Source organism: Sorangium sp. So ce176, from assembly GCF_051519835.1.
Classification (GTDB): domain Bacteria; phylum Myxococcota_A; class Polyangia; order Polyangiales; family Polyangiaceae; genus Sorangium; species Sorangium cellulosum_G.
Genome location: NZ_CP150371.1, coordinates 4,499,330 through 4,520,319 on the forward strand (window position 1 = coordinate 4,499,330; position 20,990 = coordinate 4,520,319).

A 20,990-nucleotide genomic window follows, 5' to 3' on the forward strand; every position below is an offset into this window, starting at 1 on the left:
CGAGAGGCCGAGGCGCGTGCTTCAGCGGCGGCAGCCGACGCGCTCGGTCGCGACGACGACGTCGTCGTAGAGGATCGTGCGCGCGTCGGAGACCGTCATGCCGCGCTCTTCCATCTCCGCCCGGCGGCGCGCGTCGGAGTCGCGCTCGTAATAGGCGTCGAGCGCGAACTTCTTGAAGCGAACGTCACCGCTCGAGCGGAAGTCGAAGCCCCCGAACGGCACGGGCGGCGTGCACGCGCTGAAGTCGCACCCTCCCGTGTGGAACTGGTCGCGGAGCCAGGTGCCGTCGGGGTGGCCGGGGCGGTAGTCGCCGATCGGCACGCCGTCGATCCAGAACGCCAGCGCGCCGTCGCTCTGGCCGACCGTGTTCGCGCGCGCGTGCATCTCGACGCAGAACCAGCGGTCCCGCGGGAACGGCGCTTGCCCCGGCGGCTGGAAGCCGTTTCCGTAGTGGTAGGTCGTGCCCTGATCACCCGCGCAGCCCGGCGTCGCGGTGCCGTCGTTACAGCGGCCGGAGCGCATCTTGTACCAGTAGACGTAGAAGTTGAAGACATCGTCGGTGTTCGTGTCGAAGTCGAACCAGAAGCCCTCGTCTCCGGGTGGCACCGTGTTCGCGAGGCCGCTCGCGTCCCAGCCCTCGGCGCCCGCCGCCATGCGCACCCAGTGGTGCGGGTTCGGGGCGAGCTCGGGGAACCGAACGTGAAAGCGCCAGTAGATCGTGTCGGCGCGCTCGTGGGTGACCCACGTGGACGACGAGATGTACGTCTCCTCCGCCAGATCGGCGGTCGTCACGCTCGATCGGAGGTAGCCCTGCCCGGCGTGGGCAGTCGCCTCGTCGGCCTCGATGCGCAGGGTGCGCGTGTCGGCGGCGGGCCCGTCCCAGCGCCCCCAGCCTTGCTCGAAGTCGTCGTGGAAGAGCACGGCCGGGTCACCGGCGATCCCCACATCGTCCGGGTAGCGCTCGCTCAGCGTGCCGGGCGGGGGCGATGTATCGCCGTTGCCCCCGCCGCCATCGCTGTTCCCGCCGCTGCTGGCGTGCGGCGAGGGCACGTCCGGCCCGGAGCCGCCTTGGCCGCCGTGGCCGCCGTGGCCGCCTCGGCCGCCGGTGCTCGGCGTGGAGTCGCAGGCGGCGAGGATCAGCGCGATCACCAGAGGGAATTGCGGATGGTTCATCATCCTTCCACGTTATCCGCTGCTCTGCCGCCCGCGCGAGCGCCTCGCGGAGGGGAGCGGCGAGCGCCGTGCACGGCAGATCCGACGGGGTGAGCGCGCATGTCGCCGCCCCCGTCACCTTGCCGATGGTGCCGCTGACCGAAGGGCGGCGCTGCGGGGAGGGGGGCAGCGCCGGCCCTTGTCAGGGCGCCGCCGCGGCGCCGGTGGGGCGGGGAAGCCCGGCGCACCAGTCGAGCACGTCGGCGAACCGGCGCGTGATGAGCACGCCGAAGAGCGGATTGCGCGCGAGCTTGGCCTGGGTGGTCGCCGGGCTCGAGAGGCCGCAGAGGAAACGCGCCGCCTGGCGAGGGTGGCCCAGGGCGCCCGCGTGCGCCGCGCGCAGCGCCGTGAACGCGGCGACGTCGAGCCCCGCCGGCATCGGCGGCGCGTGCGCCGGCTCCGGCAGCGTCACGGCGACGCCGGTGCGGCAGAAGGTGCAGCGCCCGCACGCGGCGTCGAGGCGTTCGCCGAAGTACGCGGCGAGCGCGGCGGCGTGACAGCGCTCCGAGGTGAGCAGCTCGATCACCTGCCGCACGCGCGCGATCTCGGCGTCCTCGCGCTTCGCGAAGCGCGCGAGGAGCTCGCCGACGAGGGCGCCCGCGTCGTCCGTCGAGGCGACGCGCACGAAGCGGTGCCGGATGTCCGACGCCTTGAGCTCCGCGAGCCCCTGCCGCTCGAGGTACTCGAGCGCGCGCACGACCCGCTCGCGCGGCTGCTCCAGCGCGGCGGCGGCGGCGGCCGGGTCGATCGCGTACAGCACTCGCCCCTTCTTCGCATGGCCGAAGAGCGCCTCGAGGAACCGCGCCGGCTCGCCCTTCACCGACGCGATGACCTCCTCGAGCCTGCGGTGGAGCCGCACCTCGTAGCCGGCGTAGTACGGCGTGAGCTGCCGGACCGCGCCCATCAGCTCGAGGTAGGTCAGCGCTGTGCGGAGCACGAGCGGCCGGACGTCGTGGCGCGCCCCAAGCGCGTGCAGGCCGAGCTCCACCTGGGGCGCGGCGAGCACGGCGCCCACCACCCCGTGGAGCGCGTCCTCGGTCGGCGTGTCGCCGTAGGCGAAGTTCTCGAGGACCGGCAGATCGTCGCCGCACACGAAGACCTCGACCACCGAGTGCGCCTGATCCCTGCCGGCGCGGCCGATCTCCTGGCTATAGCTCTCGAGGCTCTTCGGGAGATTGTAATGATCGACATAACGCACGTCGGGCTTGTCGATCCCCATCCCGAACGCAATGGTGGCGACAACGATGCCGCTGTCGCTCTGCATCCAGTCGTCCTGCACGCGCGCGCGCTCCGCCGCCTCCATCCCGGCGTGGTACGCGCGCGCCGGCAGCCCCGCAGCCGCGAGCCCCTCGGCCACGTGCTCGGCGGTCTTCTGGAGCGTGACATAGACGATGGTGGAGCCGGGCGGCCGGGATCGCAGGCGCTCGATCAGGGCCCGGTCGCGCGCGGGCGCGCTCACCGCCGTCGCGCGGAGCTCGAGGTTCGGTCGGTAGAAGCCGGTGATGACCGTGTGCTCCTCGCGGATGCCGAAGGTGGCGCAGACGTCGCGCACGACCCCGGGCGTCGCGGTGGCCGTCAGCGCGAGAACGCGCGGCACGCCGAGCGCCCGGGCGGTGTCCGCGAGCCTCAGGTAGTCGGGGCGGAAGTTGTGTCCCCACTCGGAGATGCAGTGGGCCTCGTCCACCGCGAAGAGGGCAATCTTGAGCTCTTTCAGCAGCGCCATGAACCGCTCGCTCACGAACCGCTCGGGGGCGACATAGAGCAGCTTCGTCTTGCCCGAGCGCAGATCCCTGTGCGCCTCCGCCGCGTCGTCGGCGGAAAGCGACGAGTCGAGCCGGACAGCGGCGATACCGCGCGCGCTGAGGAAATCGATCTGATCCTTCATCAGCGCGATCAGCGGAGAGATGACGATCGTGACCCCGTCGAGCAGCAGCGCGGGGAGCTGGTAGCAGAGCGATTTGCCCCCGCCCGTCGGGAAGACCGCGAGCGCGCTGTGGCCCGAGAGCAAGGCATCCATGACCGCGCGCTGGCCTGGGCGGAGCTCGCGGAAGCCGAACCGCGCCTCGAGGACGTCGAGGAGATCGGGGCCAGATGATGTGGGCTGGTTCAAGGGGATATCCTACGCCTCGATCGCGCCGAGGAACATCCCGCCCTCGCGCGCGGCGCGCGATGATCGACGCGGCGCTGTTTCAAGGCGGCCAGCCGGGCGTTCGGCGGCGAGGCAACGCCGGCGGCGTTCGGGAGCGGTGAGGAAACGGGGACCGCTCCGGGGCTCGTCGCCGCCCGGCCCGCGGACGCGCTCCGAGCCCCGGGGCACGGCCGCCACCTCACGGCGGCGCGTTCGCGGGCCGGCGCACGCCTACTTCGTCGCTGCCTCTGTGGCCTGCTGCGCCTTGCGGTAGGCGGCCACCTGCGTCTTCGTCGCCTGGAGGATCTGCGAATACACAGCGTCGCTCCCCGCGGACTGGCACGTCTGCGAGTCGGCCCCGAACAGCGCGTCCTTCAACATCCGGCGGGGCCTCGACTTCGCCTGGGCGACGAAGTTCATCCCCTTCTCTCGCCAGAGGGCGCAATCCTCCGCCCCGAGATCCTCGCACATCCGTGCGTCGAGATCCTCACAGACATTGCACCCCATCGCCAGGGCACCGACAACACACAACACCAGAACATTCATCTTCGATTGCATCAATAACTCACGAGCCGGATTATGGTTTCGGCCGCGGAGGATACCCCATGTCCGCCTCGGGGAACAGGGGGTAGTGCGCGCCACCCAGGCCGAGGGCCTCCGAAGCCCGTTCCGGCAGGTCGTGTACGATACCAGGATGCGGAGGAGCTCGTCCGCCCTCACCGGGGCTCGTCGCGCTTCCGGAACCACATGGAGAGATAGCGCTCCCCGAGCTCGATGAAGGCTTCGCGCATCATGTCCTCGTAAACGATGGCCTCGATGGTCCCAGGGCGCGAGGCGGCGGGCTGCTGCTGAATGAGCCCGGCCGGGACCCGCCGCGCGATCGTGTGGCTCGTGAGCAGCGGCTTCGCGTCTCCGGGCAAGAGGAACTCCGTCTTGAAGAAGAGCTTGAGCCCCATGATGATGATCTGCGGCTTCTTGCTGCCATAGGCGATCCCGGACGACTCGACGCGATAGCTCACCACGAGGGAAGGGGAGGTGACGGAGAGCTGCTCCTCGGCGGAGCCCTCGACGGGCGGGCCCGGCTCGAAGGTGACGAGCTCCGGCTCGAACCCCCGCGCGAGCCCCTCCGCCAGCGCCTTCGCTGTCCGCTCCTCCTGGGGATCGAGGCGGGTCGCATCCACGTAGCGCGTCGGCAGCGACGTGACGCCGCGGAACATCGGGCTCTTCATCACGAGCTCGTCGGCGCGCTTCAGGTCCTGCGACGGAAGCCGCCGGAAGCGGACCTGGACGGCCGGGCCGCGGAGGCCCTGCGGCGTGCTCCTGGGCCCCACGCGCTCCGCGTAGGCGAGGAGCCGCCGCACGAGATCCGCGTTCTCCTCGCTCCCTTCGGGCATCTCGCTCCTGTACCGATCGAGCGCGCGCACATGGATCGCGTGCCTGGCGTCGTTGAACTCCCTGTCCAGGCCGTGCTTCGGGTAGCGCTCCGCGAACGCCAGCAGCGCCGCGAGCGTGCCCGCCTCCCGCGCCCGATCGAGCTCCGCGGCGAGCGCGGCGCGGCGGGCCGCGGCCACCTCGGCCTGGATGCCCGTCCTGGGGTAGGCGCGGATGAAGTCGTCGATGGCCTCCACCGAGCCCTTCGCCACCGCGAGGCGCAGCTCGGCCCGCGGCAGCAGCACCTGCGAGACGACCTCCCCGTGGCCGCGGCCGCGCGCGATGTAGCTCTGGTACGCGGCCACGTCGTCGCGCGCCCGCGCCGCGGCGTACATCCGAGCGTCGCTCATCCGGTTGCGGAGGAAGAAGAGCCCCAGGCCGAGGGCCACGCCGACCGCGGACGCGAGGAGCCATCCATGGCGTTGCCACCCCGGGACCTCGCGCGAGAGCGGGATCGGCGACGCGAACGGGCTCTCGAGGGCAGGCGGCTCGAACGGATCGAGCCGGCGCAGCTCCGCGGCGTCGGGCCTCGCTCTCATGCGGCTCCACGCCTCCTCGATCTCCCGGATCACCTCGCCCGAGCGCGACGGGTCCTCGAGGGGAAAGGCGTGCTGCGTGCCGCCGAACGTGAGGACCACGGCGCCCCGGCGGTCCGCCGAGACGCGCGAGAGCTCCGCGAGCGAGAAGACCCGGAGCCTGTGGTCGCGCGCGTCGATCAGGTTCGCGGGGAAGACGAACAGGCCGGGCGCGAACGGCAGCGTGACGAGGACGGCGTTGTAGGCGAGCGCCCGGAGCACGCCGAGGGCGGTGGTCGCGGCGAGCAGCACGTACGCGGCGGCCGCCGCCGTCGGGTGGAGCGCGAGGGCGCTGTTGACGTCGCCGAGGCCGGCCGCGCAGAGCGCCGCCAGCAGGAGGCCCGCCGCGGCGCTGACCGCGAGCCAGGCCACGATGGTGCGCCGAGTCCCGGGCCGGCTGACGATGGGCGCCGGCGCGAACCGCCCGCGGAACGCCTCGAGCACGCCGTCCTGAATGGCACGCGGAAGCGTGTAAAAATTGATCTCGTGCATCGCGCTGCTCCCACTCGGCGCCGGAGCTCGGCGCCCTTCCGCACCTCGACCTACCGGGCGACCCTAATGCATTTCGCCCCGAGCTCCGAGACCGGAGATGGCGACTCCTTGCAGCAGGAGCGTGCAACAACGCGTCGACTTCTGCTCCTCTGGCACTTGTGCAGTCCACTCGACGCTGGCGCTGCGGCGGGCTGCGGCGACGGCGAGGGCCGGGGCGACGGCTCGAGCGCGCTGCCCGAAACGTTCGACGCGCGCACAGCGTCGCCCGGCGATAGGGCTTCTTTCACTCACGCGCTCGAGCGCTGGATCGGCGGGACGTCAACATGACCCTCGTCCAGGCGCAGCCGTGCAGGGCCCAGGGGGTACATGTGTGTGCGCTGACATGTGTGCGCACCGACCGGGGGCGCCCGCGTCCGGCCGCGTCATCTGAGGCTGCCACGTGCCCCCGGAGGCGGATATCCTGGCAACATGATGAACTTTCGCGGGCTTGCGGTCGCAGCGCTCGTCGGCCTCTCGGCCTGCAGCGCCCAGGAGCGCAACTTCGGCGGCGCGGGCGGCGTGGGCGGCGTGGGCGGCGCGGGCGGTGACGCTGGTGCCGGGACGACGACGCATTCCAGCGCGAGCATGGGCATGAGCACCATGACAGGGTGCATGGGGGCAGAGGACTGCTTCAACGGCGCAGACGACGACTGCGACGAGGCCGTCGACTGCGCGGACCCGGACTGCGCCGAGGGCGCTGTCTGCCTGACGGCCCCCACGAACTTCCAGCCCGGCGCCCTCGTGGACGCGGCAGAGCCGTGCCCCGACGGCTTCACCGCAGGCGAGACGCTCCTCTTCCGCGGCCTCTCCGGCAGCGGGTGCGAGGGCTGCGGCTGCACGCCGAACCCGACCGACTGCGCGGCGGATCTCTACCTCTACGCGCAGACGTCGCAGTGCGAGGCGGACGAGGGCCTCAGGGGCGGCACCCTGGCGAAGCGGGTCGGGTTCCCGTGCGACGAGACGCCGATCAACAATGGATTTGTCAGCTGGGGCGGCGTTCGCGCGGGCCCCTTCGAGGTGATCCAGAGCTGCACTGCGACCGGGACGGCGATCCCGGCGCCGGCGCGGTGGGCCGAATCGAAGAAGTTCTGCCACGCGAGCCCGGGCGCCGGCTGCGGCGCCGGCGAGGTCTGCGCCCCGAAGCTCACCCCGGCGGAGCAGTGCGCGCTCGTGTCGGGCAGCGCCACCTGCAGCGGCTACGCGCGGCGCGAGAGCGACTGGTTCCGGGGCTACACCGACACCCGGACGTGCTCGTCCTGCGCCTGCACGGCGAGCGGCGGCGATTGCAATTACGTTCGGGTCGAGCTCGGCAACGACTATAGCTGCTTCGATCACGCGGAGATGTCGCAGGGCAGCCGGTACTGCGGGTACGCCTACTCGCCTCCGGCGCACCTCGTCGGCAAGCCGACCAACTCGACGTGCACCGCGCGCACGAGCCTCAGCGGCTCGCTGGATCCGACGGGGCAGTCGACGCTCTGTTGCGTCAAGTAGACGCAAGGCCTGGACTGCAGGGAGTGAGCTGCAATACGCTCGCCGGCAGTCGCTGGAGGAGGTGCCATGAGCCTGTTCGACGTTCCGGTCCTGCCGCAGAACGACACGCCGAAGAACCGCGAGGAGCGAGCGCAAGCGCTCGCGCAGCAGCAGACCCGGTACCTGTACGATTATCCGTCCATCGTCGGCGGGCTGCCGATGGCGGCGGCGCCCATCCCGGTCGATCTCTCCCTCGAGTGGTCGCTCCAGGTCGCCGGCGTCGCCATCGCGCTCGGCGAGAACCTCGTCAGCATCCTCTTGCCGAACACGCTCAGCTTCGACGTCCAGATCCCGGTCGTCCTCGGACAATCGGGCTTCAGCGATCGGGCCGAGGCCCAGCCCAGGGGCGAGGTCGTGAACCCGGACCCGGAGGTGCTTCAGAGCGACCCCGAGCTCGTGGAGCGGGCCATGGAGCTTCACGTTTTTCTGTCCGAGCAGCGCGAGAAGCTCGGGAAGCTCGCGGCGAGGGCGCACGCGCAGAAGAGCCCGCAGCCGGCCGACCCGCTCTCGCTCGTCCGCCGCCCGGAGGCGGGCGTGCTCCCCACGGAGCCCTCCAGGGTGTTCCCCGCGGCGCCCCTGAAGGCGCCCCTCAAGGCGCCCACCACGACCACCGGGGCAGCGGCCGGGACCGAGGTCACGGACGCGAGGGACATCGGCCAGTGGCTCGCCGATCTGGTGAGGGGGATCCTCGACTTCTATCTCTCGGTGGTGGGCCTCCAGGGGCGCGCCGACGATGTCCAGCAATACGCCGCGCAGTTCCGCAAGATCCCGCTGCCCCCCTCCGCCGGCGTCTCGCAGACGGACGAGTTCTTCGCCGCGCTGCGCGTCGCCGGCCCGAACGCGATGATCCTCCGGCGCGCGACGCCCGCCGATCTCGCGGCGTTCCCCGTGACGGACGAGCGGTTCGCCAGCGTGACGGGCGAGCCCGGCGCCACCGTCCAGGAGGCCGCCTGCGCCGGGCGTATCTATCTCGTCGACTACGCTGCGCTCACCAAGCTCGTTCCTGGCACGGACCCGCAACCGAAGTACGTCTGGGCCCCGAAGGCCCTTTTCTACGTGCCCGCCGCGGGCTCGGGGCGTCGCTCGCTGCGGCCGCTCGCGATCCAGACGGGCCAGGACGCCCAGAGCCCCATCTTCTACCCGAGCGACGACGTCTCCTGGAGCGTCGCGAAGCTCGTCGTCAACATCGCCGACGGGAACTACCACGAGCTCATCAGCCATCTCGGGCTCACCCACCTGCTCACCGAGCCGTTCGTGCTTGCGACAGCGCGCCAGCTCGACCCCACGCACCCGCTCAACCTCCTGCTCACGCCGCACTTCGCGGGCACCCTGCTCATCAACTACGCGGCCCAGACGTCGCTCATCACGCCGGGCGGCCCGGTGGATCTCCTGCTCTCGGGCACGAGCGCGTCGCTGAACGCGCTCGCCGCGAGCGCCGTCCAGGAGGTGCGTTATAACCAGACGTTCCTCCCCCAGGCGCTCGCCGCCCTGGGGGTCGACTCGAAGGAGGCGCTCCCCGATTATCCCTACCGCGACGATGCCCTGGCGGTCTGGAACGCCCTTCACGACTGGGTCTCGGACTACGTGGGGTTCTATTACGAGAGCGACGGGGACGTCGCGGGCGACTACGAGCTGCAGGCGTGGGTGCAGGAGCTCGTGACCGCCGGCCACATCCAGGACATCGGCGAGGGCGCCCCCGGCGCGGCCGCCCGGATCGAGACGGTCGGGTACCTGTCCACGCTCCTCACCCAGGTGATCTTCACGGCCAGCGCGCAGCACGCGGCCGTGAACTTCCCGCAGCGCACGATCATGAGCTACACGCCGGCCCTCCCGCTCGCCGGCTTCGCGCCGTTCCCCGCGCCCGCCCAAGCGCCGGCGACGCAGGTGCTCGACGTCCTGGCGCCGCTCGGCGAGTCCATCCTGCAGCAGGCGGTGCTGGGGGGGCTCGGCGCCGTCTATCACACAGTGCTCGGCCAGTACGGCGGGCAGTTCACGGATCTGCGGGCGCGCGCCGCGCTCGCGCGCTTCCAGCAGCGGCTGCAGGCCATCGAGGAGCAGATCCACCTCGCGAACGGCCTCGGCGAGCGCACGGCCTACTCGACCCTCCTGCCCTCGGCCATCCCGCAGAGCATCAATATCTGAGCGGCGCCGGCGGGGCGCCTGCCCGTTGGCCAGACCCCACGCGGCGAGCCCCAGCGGCGACCGGACGCGACGCCGGGGGCGCTCGCCGCGAGCCGGGAGGTCTCGGGGTCAGAGCGTCTCGAGGTACGCGACGAGATCGTCGATCTGGGCCGGCGTGAGCGCCGAGGTGACGCCGTGTCGATCCCCTCCGCCGCACGGGCCGAAGCGGTCGTGGAGCGTCGCGGCGCAGCCATCGTGCATGTACGGGGCGCGCCACGCGAGCCCGCGCAGCGAGGGCACCTGGAAGGGCCCGCCCGTGCCCACGTCGACTGTCTCGTTGTTCGTGAGCGTCTCGCCGGAATGGCACGTCGCGCACTCGAGGGTCGGGTCGTTGAAGAGCGCCTCGCCGCGCGCCGCGGCGCCCTCGTCCGCCGGCTTCGACCGGGGCAGGGCCTTGATCGCGTCGAGCCACGCCGCGAACGCGCGGAGGTGATCGGCGTCCGGAAGCGAGCGGCCCATCCGCTTCTCGAGCACCTCCGTCATGAAGCCCCAGTAGTCTTTCAGGTCACCGTCCCAGTGCAGCGGCGCCGTCGCGAGGACGCCGCCTGCGACGGATTGCGTGCGGCGCGGTCCGACGGGCTCGAAGTTCCATACCCGGCCATCTTCATGCCCCTCCGGGTGGCAGGACGCGCAGGACACGGCGCGGGATCCACCGCCGTCGCCATGGAAGAGGGCATGGGAATCGTCGAGCCGGCTCTCACCGGGAAGATCGAGCGCGCCGATCACTTCGCCGCTGAGGGTCGCGAGGCGCAGGATGCTCGGCGGCTCCCGTACCTGCACGAGCAGGTTTCTCTCTCCGTCGTAGCCGACGGCGATGGGCTCTTTCCTGACGCCGACAAAGAGCAGGCGCTGGTCAGGGGCGAGCGTGCAGGTGTCGATCCCGTCGTTCCGCTCCAGGGACTCGAGCGGCGCCTCGATGACATAGCCGCTGCCCGCCTGCAAGATCGCGGCGCTGCGCTCATCCGGCGACACAGCGATGTCGACAGGGAGCAGCCCGATCCCGATGCTGCCACCACCATGCGTGGACAGCGCCGCGCTCGACGGATGGGCCTCGCCGGGCAGCGGTCGCATGAGGGTCACCGCTGTATGGACCAAGCGCCGGTCGCAATTCTTCGAGTAGTAGACGCCGGCCCCCGTGCTGCTGACGGGGCTGACGAGGCTGCGCTGGTGCACCATGGCCACGCCGCCCCCAGGCAGCGGGACCGTCCTCCACGCCACCCCCGGCTGGAACTCACGCGCGTCGTCCTCGATGCCGTACAGCTCGCCCGGGATGTACGCCGGCGGCCTGATGCGCTCGGCCACCGTCCCGTCCTTCGCGATCACAAGGAGCTCGGAGGACCGGAAGCGGCTCACGAGGAGCGAGTCCCCCTCGACGATCACGTCGCGCAGGTCGCGGTCGAGGCGGAGCTGGCGGACCGGCCGGGCAGCGACATTCGAGGAGAGCGTCACGAGCTCGCCGCCCGCGCACGCCACGTGGAGCAGGTCTGTCGAGGCGTCGTACGCGATCCCGCGGGGCGCGGGGCAAACGGGCCTGCGGTGCATCTCCTTGGTGGCGAGATCGATGGTGACCACCGCTCCACCGCGGCGGAGCGCCACATGAACGAAGCCAGCCGCCCCCTCGGCCACGCGCCCGGGCTCGTCATCCTTCTCCAGAGGGAGGATGGCGTCCACCTCGAAGCTGGCGAGGTCGACGATGGAGATCCTGTCGCGGTCCGGATCCGCAGCAACGGCGAGCGCCTTGTCGGCGGTCACCAGGAGCGTCCCGCCGCTGATCGGGGGAGGCGGCACCGCGGAGATCTTGGGGGGCGGAGCTGGCTCCTGGGACTCCTTCCAGCGTTCGTTCACGTCCCACGAGACATCGTCATAGCCTGAGAGCACGTTGCACCCGGCGATAGCCGAGATCATGGCGATGAGCGTGGTGAGCCCCGCTCCGGATTGAGCTTTCATTGCGCCTCCTGCGACCGGCGCGGCGATGCAAGAAGGTTGCCGGGGTCGTGCGTCGAGCCTCGGACGACAACGGCTCTCCCTGTGATATGCGAGATCGCGGCGGGCGCGCCGGATTCAGGGGGCGCGTCCATGGTGCATGGATTCGCCTTCTTCGCCTGGGGCACAGCCTTCCGGCCGCCGGAATCGTGCTGGATGACGCAAGATGTATACGCTGGAAGGGCCAGCGTGTTGTCGCGATTCCACATGTGGCGATCGACAGCGGCGCGACCCGGACCAGGTCGGGGTCGCAGACCGACCGGTCCCTGGCCGGGGCGCTCAGGGGGCGCGGGGCGCGCGAACGCGCCGAGGGAGCGCGACCGGATTCGCGACAGACTTGTTACGCCCGGGGTCGCTGTCCCTGCGTTAAACCTCTGGTGCCGGCGGACGGCGCGTGAGCCCGCGACGGCCGGAGGTCGTCCGAGGCTCGGCGCCCTCTCCGATGGAACGCAACTGCACGGAGGCAAAGAATACAGATGGACAAGATCACCGTCACGGGATTGCCCTGGGTCCCGCCGTTCGCCCATGGGCTCGTTCGCGACTTGCGCGTGCGCTGGGCGCTGGAGGAGGCCGGGCTCGCCTACGAGGTCAGGCTGGCCGATGGCGGGGAGCGGAGCTCGCACGCGTACCGTCAGAAGCAACCCTTCGGGATGGTGCCGGCCTTCGAGGCGGAGGGTCGGTGGCTGTTCGAGTCGGGCGCCATCGTGCATCACATCGCCGCGGACTCCGAGGCGCTGATGCCCCCCGATCCATACGGCCGCGCCAGCACTGTCGCCTGGATGTTCGCCGCGCTCGACACGGTTGCTCCGCCGATCCAGGACCTCTTCGCGATCGACCTGCAGCACGGCGAAGAACCGTGGGCGAAGCTGCGGCGTCCCGGGGCGGTGGATGCGGTGAAGGTCCGGCTGGGCGCGCTCTCCGCCTGGCTCGACGGACGCGACCATCTTGTCGATCGCTTCACCGCGGCGGACATCCTGATGACGACCGTGCTGAGGTTCCTCCGGCACACAGACCTGGTGACCGAGCTCCCCGTGCTCGACGCCTACGTCAAGCGCTGTGAGGCGCGGCCGGCCTTCCAGAGGGCCTTGCGCGATCAGATGGCGGACTACGCTCGAAACGCTCCCGTCGCAGCCTGAGGCTGTGCGATGCGACATCCGCCGCGCAGAGGTCTCGATCCGCTCGCCGGCTCACGCCGCCGGCGACTCGTCAGCGGCCTTTTCCGCTTGGCCGTGGGCGCCATCGCCCTGGTCGCGATGGGCGCTCTTGACGAGGAACCGTCGGTCGCGTTCTCGGAGGAGCAGCCCTTCGGTCAGCCCTCGCCGTACAGCAACGGCCGCTCGTGCGCCGCGTGTCATGTGCCGGAGGACAGCTTCACGCTCACGCCCGACAACGTGACTCGGCTGCTGGAACGTGGGCCGATTCGATGACAAGGGCAACGTCACAACGCCCCCGAGCCGGTCAGTCGCCCAGCCACGCGCGCGCGAGCGCCAGCGTGCGCGCGTTCTCCGGCACGTTGTCCAGGAAGCACGCCCGCCACGCCCGGTTCGCGATCTTCCCGGCGCGCTCCAGCAGCCGGTCGCGCCCGAGCGCGATCGCCGCGCGCGCCCGCCGCCCGTCGCCCGAGGCCGCCAGCGCCTCGGCGTGCACCAGGTAGACGAGCGACTCGCCCGTCTCCAGGTGGCCGAGCGACGTCACAACCGCCGCCGCCAGCTCCGCCGCGCGCCCCGCGTGCTCCAGCGCCTCCGCCGTGCGCCCCTGGGCGAGCAGCACGTTCGCGAGCGTCGCCAGCACGCACGGCGCCAGCGGCGGCATGTCCGCGAGCAGCTCGCACGCCCGCCGCGCCTCGGCCTCGGCCGCCGCGAGGTCCCCCGCGAGCCGGAACGCCTCGGCCAGGTAGATGTACGTCCCCCCTCGAGCCGCCGCTGCCCCGCCGCCACGAAGTGCCGCCGCGCCTCGACCTCGAGCGCCCGCGCCTCCTCGAGCGCCCCGAGGTGCAGCAGCGCCCGCCCCAGGTTCTCCTTCGCGTGCGCCACCGTGTTCGCCAGCGCCAGCCGCTCCGCGTCGGCCAGCGCCGCCCGCAGCAGCGCCGCCGCCTCCGCGTACGCCCCGAGCTCGTTGCAGAGGTGCCCCGCGTTGCTCCGCGAGCTGCACGCCATCCGCGCGTCGCCCGCGTGCGTGAACCGCTGCGCCGCCGCCTCGCACCGCTCCCGCGCCGTCCCGAGATCCCCCGCCAGGATCGCCCGGTGCACCCCGAGCCGCAGGATCGCCGCGCTCACCGCCGGATCGGTCCGGAACCGCTCCTCCACCGCGTCGATCCGCCGGCACAGCGCCGCCGCGTCCTCGCACTCGCCCCGCAGGACCAGGAGCCCGCTCGCCGCCTGCGCCATCACGATGAGCTCGGGCCCGCGCGCCGCCCGCTCCGACCAGCGCTCGCACAGCGCCCTCGCCAGCCCCGTCGCGGTCTCCTCGTGCCCCAGCGGGCAGGCCGCCAGCGCCACCAGGTTCGCCGCGCGGTACCAGCGGATGCCCCCCTCCGGCAGCGCCCGCATCGCCGCGACAGCGTGCTGCTCGGCCGACGCGAAATCCCCACGGTACCTGTGCGCCTCCGCCTGGATCGTCGCGATCTCCCCGAGCTCCTCGCCGGCCGCGCCGCACGCGATCGCGCGCTCGGCGCGCTCGATCGCCGCCGCATAGTCGTTCCCGCCGAGCGCCTGCTCCGCCGCCCGCCGGTAGCAGTTGATCGCGCGCTCGCGCTCCCCGCCCATCTCGAAGTGCGTCGCCAGCACCATCGCGTCGGTCTCGCCCGCCCGCGCGAGCCACCCGCCCGCGAGCTGATGCCCGAGCGCCCGATCGTCCTCGGTCAGCATCTCGTACGCCGCGTCGCGCAGCAGCGCATGGCGGAAGATGTACTCCACCTCGCCGTGGAATTTTGCATCCGGCCGCCGCGTGACGAGCTCGCGCTGCTCCAGGTCCGCGAGGCAGGCGTCGAGCTCGGCCTCGTCCACCGGGTCGCCGAGCAGCGCCTGCGCCGCGCCGCGCCAGAACACCTCGCCGAAGACGCTGCCGGCGCGAAGCAGCCGCCGCGCCTCGGGCACGAGCCCCGCGAGGCGCGCCTGCGTCATCGCGAGCACGGTCTCGGGCACGCCGTCGGGGCGGCCCTCCATCGCGGCGCGCACGAGCTCCTCGAGAAAGAACGCGTTGCCCGCCGAGCGCCCCACGATCTCCTCGACCACCGGGGCCGGCGTGGCCGGGCCGAGCGCCTCCAGCACGAGCCGCTCGCACGCCTTGCGCGACAGCTCCTTGAGCCGGAGCTCGGTGAGCGCACGCTCCTCCCACAGGCTCGGGAAGGCCTTGCGCACCTCGGGGCGCGCGAGCGCCAGCACCATGAGCGGCTGGTCCACGAGGAGCCGGAGCGCCGCGTCGACGTACTCGACCGTGGGCCTGTCGCCCCAGTGGAGGTCCTCGAGCACGAGCAGCAGCGGCCGGGCGGCGCACTCGGCGCGGGCGAGCTCCACCCAGGCCCACTGCATCTGGTCGGCCATGCGCTTCGCGTCCTGCCGCGCTGCCTGGAGCAGCACGCTGTCCTCGTCCGGGAACGGCGTGCTCACCATCTCCCCGAGGAACTCGGTGACCGGCCGCCGCAGGGGCTCGGGCACGTGCGCCGCGACGCGCGCGGCGAGCTTCTGCCGCCGCGCCTCGATCGGCTCGCCGTCGAGCAGCCGCGCCGCGCGCCGGACGATCTGGCCGAGCATGCCGAACGGCGCGCCGACGCGCATCGAGTCGCCGCGCGCCGTCCAGATCTCCACCGGCTCGCCGCGGCCGGCGAGGCGGCGCACGAGCTCGTGGCGCAGGCGCGACTTGCCCACGCCGGCGCCGGCCGTGACGAGCACCGCGCGCGCCTCGGACTCCGCGGCGCACTCCTCGAACGTCGCCTGGAGCAGCAGCAGCTCGCGCTCGCGGCCCACGCACGTCGTCGGCTTGCCGAGCAGCCTGCGGGCCTCGTCGGCGGCCTCGATCTCGCCGACGAGGACGAGCCCGTCGTGATCCCGCGCGACCTCGAACCTGTCGCTCAGGAGGGCGGCGGTCATCGGGTCGAGCAGGATCGGCGGCGCGCCGTCGGCCGCGTCGGCCGCGCGCCCGGCGACGCGCGCGCCGGCGCGGCCCTCGAGCAGCGCGCTGGCGCGGTCGATGACCTGCTCCATGGGCTGCGCCCGCTCGATCTCGTCCCACCCTGTCGAGAGGGCCACGCGCGCGCCGGGCAGGAGCCCGCGCAGCGTCAGGGCGCAGCGCGCGGCGCTCGTGGCGAGCTCGGTGGGCGAGCCGGCGCCCGAGAGCACCGCCGCGAGCGAGCCGTCGCCGAGCAGCTCGAGCTGCGCGCCGTGCCGCGTCACGACCTGCCGGAGCGCCTGCGCTGTCAGGCCGACGCCGTCGAGCGCGCGCCCGTCGGCGAGCGGGACGGTGCGGTCGCGCAGCAGGCCGGCGGCGAGCAGGCCGCGGCCGAGGTCGCCCACGTCCGCGGCGAGGATCACGCTGGCGAGGCGCCGCTCGCGGCCGGTGAGCGCGGCCGACGACGCCGGCGCGGCCGACGAGACGGGCCCGGAGAGCTTCACCTCGAGCGCCCGCAGCGCGTCGACGACGGCGGCGGCGTCGCCGGGGCGCGCGGCGGGCTTCTTGGCGAGCAGCTTCGCCACGAAGGCGTCGAGCGCCGGCGGCAGCCCGGGGCAGAGCGAGCTCGGCGGCGGCGCCTCGTCGAAGACCACCTTGGCGAGCGTGGCCACGAGCTGCGCGGCGGCGAACGGGGGCCGGCCGGCGAGGCACGTGAAAAGGACGCACCCGAGCGAGTAGAGGTCCGCGCGGGGGTCGATCTCCTGCTCGCCGGTGACCTGCTCGGGCGGCATGAACGACGGGGTGCCCAGCGTCTGCCCTGTGCGCGTCAGCGCGTACGTCGCGTCGTGGAGGTGGACGAGGCCGAAGTCGACGATCTTGACCTGGTCGAGGTCGCCGTGCGGCAAGAAGAGGTTCTGCGGCTTGATGTCGCGGTGGATGACCCCCCGCGCGTGCGCGACAGCGAGCCCCTCGGCCACCCGGGCCGCGAGCCGGAGCGCGGCGGTCGGCTCCAGCCGGCCGCGGGTGAGCCGCGCGGCGAGGTCCTCGCCGTCGAGCCACTCCATGACGAGGTACGGCTCGCCGTCCGGCATCACGCCGTTGTCGACGTACCGGACGATGTGGGGGTGATCCAGCGCGGCGAGCGCGCGCGCCTCGCGGGCAAACCTGTTGCGCGCCTCGTCGCTCGGATCCCTCAGGAGCTTGATGGCCACCGGCGCGCCGGTCGCGACGCTCCGCGCGAGGTAGACGGTCCCGAGGGAGCCTGCCCCCGCGCGACGCTCCACCTCGTAGTGCGGTCCGATCCGCTGCCCCGGTGTCATTCGCGCAACAGTATCGCATGAGCGTACAGGTGCGCGCGTCACCGGCCCGGCGCGCCGGCGCGGGCGATGGCGGAGATCGGCGATCCAGCGAACGGCCGCCTCGTCCATCGGCAGAAATTCGCGGCGAACAGGGCGCGTTGGGCTGTCCTACATGTAGGGAATTTGTATCCAGTTCTGGCGCCGGGGTACGCTGCAAGATTCGCCGCGAAAAAGTTGTTCGTTCGGTTCGCGATGACGTACCCAGTCGAGCGCGTCCCCGGCCTCGCTGAAATCGGGTGGGCGCCGAGCTCCCATTGCGTCAACGGCGTTGAGTGAACGCCGGCAGACGGGCATCCGAGCGGGCTCGACCGTCGGACAAGCCACGTCTTTCGAACCATTCAAGGAGGTTTCTGGTGTCAAAGGTAGTCGTCGTCACCTCGGGCAAAGGCGGAGTCGGCAAGACCACCACGACCGCAAACCTCGCGTCCGGCATCGCGGCGCTCGGCTACAAGACGATCGCCATCGATTTCGATGTGGGGTTGCGCAACCTCGATCTCGTGATGGGGTGCGAGCGCCGGGTGGTCTACGATCTCGTCAACGCGATCCGCGGCGAGGCGACGCTTCGTCAGGCGGTGATCAAGGACAAGCGGATCGAGACCCTCTATGTGCTCCCCGCGTCGCAGACGCGGGACAAGGACGCGCTCACGCTGGACGGCGTGGGGCGCATCCTGGACGAGCTGCGCGCGGCGGGGTTCCAGTACATCTTCTGCGACTCGCCGGCGGGCATCGAGTGGGGCGCCCAGATGGCGATGTATTTCGCGGACGAGGCGATCGTGGTGACGAACCCCGAGGTCTCGTCGGTGCGCGACTCGGACCGCGTGCTCGGCCTGCTCGACGCGAAGACGCGGCGGGCGGAGCTCGGCGAGGAGGCGGTGAAGACGCACCTGCTGCTCACGCGGTACGCGCCGGCGCGCGTGGCCAAGGGCGAGATGCTGGCGCACCAGGACGTGCTGGAGCTGCTCGGCATCCCGCTGCTCGGGGTGATCCCCGAGTCGACGGCGGTGCTCCAGGCGTCGAACGCCGGGACGCCGGTGGTGCTCGATCCGACGAGCGACGCGGCGCAGGCCTACCTCGACGTGGTCCAGCGCTTCCTCGGCGAGGAGCGCCCGCACCGCTTCCTGGAGCCCGCCAAGAAGGGGTTCTTCAGCCGGATTTTCGGCGGCCAGGCGGCCACCGCCTAGGGAGATCTGCCATGTCGATCATGGATTATTTCCGGAGGACGCAGCCGAAGTCGGCGACCGTGGCGAAGGAGCGACTGCAGATCATCGTGGCGCGCGAGCGCGTGCGCCCGACCGGCGAGCCCGACTACCTGCCGCGGCTCAAGCAGGAGCTGCTCCAGGTGATCTCGAAGTACGAGCGGATCGACCTGGATCAGGTGAGCGTCAACGTCGAGCGCAGCGGCGACTGCGACGTGCTCGAGCTGAACGTTGTGCTGTCCGAGTCGGAGAAGGCGGCGGTGCGCGCCGCGGCGGCGACCCGCGGGGGCGCGGCGGCGGCGAGGAACTGCTGACGGATCAGCGGGCCGCGGAGCTCCGCGGCCGAGCGCCCGCCGCTCCGTGAGGGGCGAGGGAAATCGGCCTTGCAAGGCAGGGTGCCGGCGCGGAGACTCCGGCACCCTGCTCACGAGGGCGCGACGCGAATCAGTTCTCGAACCGGATGTTGTCCATGTAGTAGGGGCCGGAGTTGGCGGTCACGTTGAAGTTGAACTGCAGCTTCACGTCGCTCGGCGCCGCGTTGAGCGCCGTCAAGGTGGCCGCCGGGAGCTGCGAGAACTGGACGGGGTTGAACGCGCCCCGGGTGAGGCCGTTGAGCACGACGTTGCCGGCCCACTGGTTGTGGATGCCGGCGGACGGGATCGAGATCAGCACCTCCAGGTTGCCGACCCAGCTCGGGTTCGGCTGCTGCTTCGACACGAAGAGATCGAGCTTGATCTTGTTGCCCACCGGCGTGAGGCCCGAGGTGCTGAAGTTCGAGCTGACGATCTCGTTGAAAGCGCTCGGCGTCCGGACCTCCAGCGACGCGATGCCCTCCTTCACCCGGCCCGTGTGGGTCGCGAGCAGGGCCTGCGGCGAGGTCCACGCGCCCGGCTTCTCGAACCCGAGGGTCGCATTGTTGAGGAGGAAATCGGTCATGACCTTCTCGCGGAACGGGAGGAACACGTCGAGGACGGCCGTCGAGAGGATGAAGCGCCGCGGACCGTTCACGTTGCTCGGGTCGACCGGCTCCGTCTTCTCGGAGGTGTGGGTGAAGACCAGCGTCGTGGGGAACGGATCCGACAGGCCCACGTCGAGGGTGCTGCTGGGGCTGTTGGTGGCGTCCACCGGCTCGTGGCACCCCGCGCAGGCGAGGGACTGAGCGCGCCCGACGATCTGATCCACGGACAGGTTGCCGGCGGTGCCGGACAGGTTGCTGCCCATGGCGGTCAGCTTGTTCGCGATGTTGGTCCTCAGGGTGGACGTCCCGCTGCCGATCGCGTTCAGGTAGTTGTTCTGGAGCGGGATCATCAGGCTCTCGCCCGCGTTCATCGAGTCGGGCAGGGCCGACGGGTAAGCGAACCGGTTGACGTCATCGGCCGCGGCGAGCCTCTCCACCATGTCCGGGAGGACGGTGCCCTGGAAGCTGGTGACCCGCGAATCGCCCGAGATGCCGGGCGCGAAGAGCTTCGCGGACGGGTTGTCCTTCACGAAGGACGGGATGACGTTCAGCGAGGGGCTGCCGCTGGTGCCGTGCGTGAGCCTGTACTCCCGGAGCGACCAGGCGTCGAACGCCTCCTGGAACAGCAGGAACTCATTGGTCCGGATCTGGCCGTTGTTCGGGCCCGGCGTGTGGCCGTAGTTGTCGATGTGGATGACGGGCCCGACGCCTGACGCGGGCAGGCCATTGAAGTAGAAGGACTTCAGCTCCGCCGCCCGGGTCGCCACGGTCTTCGAGGGGGTCGACTGGTTCAGCCAGAACTCGACGATGGGACGGCACCCTTGCCGGCCGAGGCTGGGGGTCGGGTTGGGCAGCCGGCCCTCGAAGATGATGAAATTGCGCCGAGAGGTCTGGTCGGGCCTGGCAGCGTCGAAGTCGGGGTGGCCCGACTTCCGCGCGAACACGATCCGGTACTCCCCGCAGTGTGCGCCGTCCGGAGGGGCGAGATCGAAGCGGTTCGCCAGCGTCGTCGCCATGTACGCATTGTCGCCGGCCGTCGTGGAGAACGGATCGCTGGCGGACTCCTGTCCCACGGTCCGGGGGCAGCGGACCGGCCACCCGTTGATGGACCCCGTCGTGGGCGTCTCGCCGGGCTGCGGGGGAGGAAACACGTCGTTCGGGTTGGCGGCCGTGTCATCGCAATGCGGGACGGAGGAGAAGAGACCGGGGGCTTCCCTGTACGTGTCCATGAACCGCTGGAACAGCGTGAGGGGCGTGAGGCCCGGGACACCCGACTGGGTGACGAGCTGCTGCAGGACGTCCTTCAGCGAGAACTGGGACACGATGTCGACTTCCGTGACGGTGAGCGACTTCAGGCGGTCGATCGCGAACGGCAACGAGAGCTCCTCGGCGGCCTCGCCGAGCTCGACCTCCGTCGCGTCGAACAGCTCGCTGGAGCCGTCCACGTCGCCGTCCGCCGGCTCGAAGTCCGCGCACGCAGCAGGCAGGAGCGCGAGCGCGGCCAGCGCGGCGTGCCGCGCCCTCCGCCATGTCCCGGCGGAGCCAGAGACAGACAACGAGCGTACCGACGTGCTCGAACTCGAACGCTTGCAGAACATGAGACCTCCTGAAACAAACATGATGACGAGCGCGCGCCCACCGGTGGGCGCGCGCTCGAGGACAAAGAGAGATGGAATCCGGGCGAGCGCTGGAGAGCGCCGCGCGCCGGCATGATGCGCGGGTCAAGCACGCTCGCCCTGGCCCGGACACGCGCCGCCGTGGCCCGCGCTGTCACGCAGCGCGGCCTTCTGGATCCTTCGA

Annotated in this window: 14 protein-coding genes; 6 read left to right on the plus strand and 8 right to left on the minus strand. The window is 71.5% G+C overall.

The window, feature by feature from the left end; genetic code table 11:
* Positions 1 to 21: 21 nt before the first annotated feature.
* From WMF42_RS16665 to WMF42_RS16680, 4 genes are all read right to left on the minus strand, one after another.
* Complete coding sequence (locus WMF42_RS16665) at positions 22 to 1,176, minus strand: hypothetical protein (RefSeq protein WP_437693047.1); 1,155 nt, start codon at positions 1,174 to 1,176, stop codon at positions 22 to 24.
* 178 nt (positions 1,177 to 1,354) lie between these two features.
* A complete protein-coding gene (locus WMF42_RS16670) occupies positions 1,355 to 3,322 on the minus strand; it encodes a RecQ family ATP-dependent DNA helicase (RefSeq protein WP_437693049.1) in 1,968 nt (655 codons plus the stop codon).
* 249 nt (positions 3,323 to 3,571) lie between these two features.
* Positions 3,572 to 3,811 (minus strand): hypothetical protein, encoded by a 240-nt coding sequence (locus WMF42_RS16675; RefSeq protein WP_061607113.1) that lies wholly within the window; start codon positions 3,809 to 3,811, stop codon positions 3,572 to 3,574.
* 245 nt (positions 3,812 to 4,056) lie between these two features.
* Positions 4,057 to 5,838, minus strand: coding sequence for a hypothetical protein (locus WMF42_RS16680; RefSeq protein ID WP_437693051.1), 1,782 nt, complete (start codon positions 5,836 to 5,838; stop codon positions 4,057 to 4,059).
* A gap of 468 nt (positions 5,839 to 6,306) precedes the next feature.
* On the opposite strand from WMF42_RS16680, the gene WMF42_RS16685 reads away from it, so the two are divergent.
* Together WMF42_RS16685 and WMF42_RS16690 are read left to right on the plus strand one after the other, a co-directional pair.
* Positions 6,307 to 7,368, plus strand: a complete 1,062-nt coding sequence (locus WMF42_RS16685; protein WP_437693053.1) for a hypothetical protein — start codon at positions 6,307 to 6,309, stop codon at positions 7,366 to 7,368.
* A 66-nt stretch (positions 7,369 to 7,434) separates the two neighbouring features.
* The gene (locus tag WMF42_RS16690) at positions 7,435 to 9,549 is read left to right on the plus strand and encodes a lipoxygenase family protein (protein ID WP_437693055.1); all 2,115 of its coding nucleotides are present in this window, start codon (positions 7,435 to 7,437) and stop codon (positions 9,547 to 9,549) included.
* A 108-nt stretch (positions 9,550 to 9,657) separates the two neighbouring features.
* On the opposite strand, the gene WMF42_RS16695 is transcribed toward WMF42_RS16690, so the two are convergent.
* The gene (locus WMF42_RS16695) at positions 9,658 to 11,535 is read right to left on the minus strand and encodes a c-type cytochrome (RefSeq protein ID WP_437693057.1); all 1,878 of its coding nucleotides are present in this window, start codon (positions 11,533 to 11,535) and stop codon (positions 9,658 to 9,660) included.
* A 512-nt stretch (positions 11,536 to 12,047) separates the two neighbouring features.
* Here WMF42_RS16695 and WMF42_RS16700 point away from each other — a divergent pair.
* Complete coding sequence (locus WMF42_RS16700; RefSeq protein WP_061607108.1) at positions 12,048 to 12,707, plus strand: glutathione S-transferase family protein; 660 nt, start codon at positions 12,048 to 12,050, stop codon at positions 12,705 to 12,707.
* 93 nt (positions 12,708 to 12,800) lie between these two features.
* Complete coding sequence (locus WMF42_RS16705) at positions 12,801 to 12,998, plus strand: hypothetical protein (protein ID WP_437693059.1); 198 nt, start codon at positions 12,801 to 12,803, stop codon at positions 12,996 to 12,998.
* A 31-nt stretch (positions 12,999 to 13,029) separates the two neighbouring features.
* Here the strand turns inward: WMF42_RS16705 and WMF42_RS16710 are convergent, their stop codons facing one another.
* Both WMF42_RS16710 and WMF42_RS16715 read right to left on the minus strand, forming a co-directional pair.
* Positions 13,030 to 13,341: a hypothetical protein gene (locus WMF42_RS16710; RefSeq protein ID WP_437693061.1), complete on the minus strand. Its 312-nt coding sequence runs from the start codon at positions 13,339 to 13,341 to the stop codon at positions 13,030 to 13,032.
* Entirely contained in the window at positions 13,263 to 16,997 is a 3,735-nt protein-coding gene (locus WMF42_RS16715) for a protein kinase domain-containing protein (RefSeq protein WP_437693062.1), read from the minus strand. Before WMF42_RS16715 ends, WMF42_RS16710 begins: the two co-directional genes overlap by 79 nt.
* A gap of 392 nt (positions 16,998 to 17,389) precedes the next feature.
* Between WMF42_RS16715 and minD the strand changes: the two genes are divergently transcribed.
* Together minD and minE are read left to right on the plus strand one after the other, a co-directional pair.
* The gene (gene minD / locus WMF42_RS16720; protein ID WP_061607105.1) at positions 17,390 to 18,217 is read left to right on the plus strand and encodes a septum site-determining protein MinD; all 828 of its coding nucleotides are present in this window, start codon (positions 17,390 to 17,392) and stop codon (positions 18,215 to 18,217) included.
* An 11-nt stretch (positions 18,218 to 18,228) separates the two neighbouring features.
* Positions 18,229 to 18,546 carry a cell division topological specificity factor MinE gene (minE, locus tag WMF42_RS16725; protein WP_061607104.1) on the plus strand — a complete coding sequence of 106 codons (318 nt, stop codon included), beginning with the start codon at positions 18,229 to 18,231 and terminating at the stop codon, positions 18,544 to 18,546.
* A gap of 130 nt (positions 18,547 to 18,676) precedes the next feature.
* On the opposite strand, the gene WMF42_RS16730 is transcribed toward minE, so the two are convergent.
* Positions 18,677 to 20,746 (minus strand): hypothetical protein, encoded by a 2,070-nt coding sequence (locus tag WMF42_RS16730; protein WP_437693065.1) that lies wholly within the window; start codon positions 20,744 to 20,746, stop codon positions 18,677 to 18,679.
* Between the last annotated feature and the right edge of the window lie 244 nt (positions 20,747 to 20,990).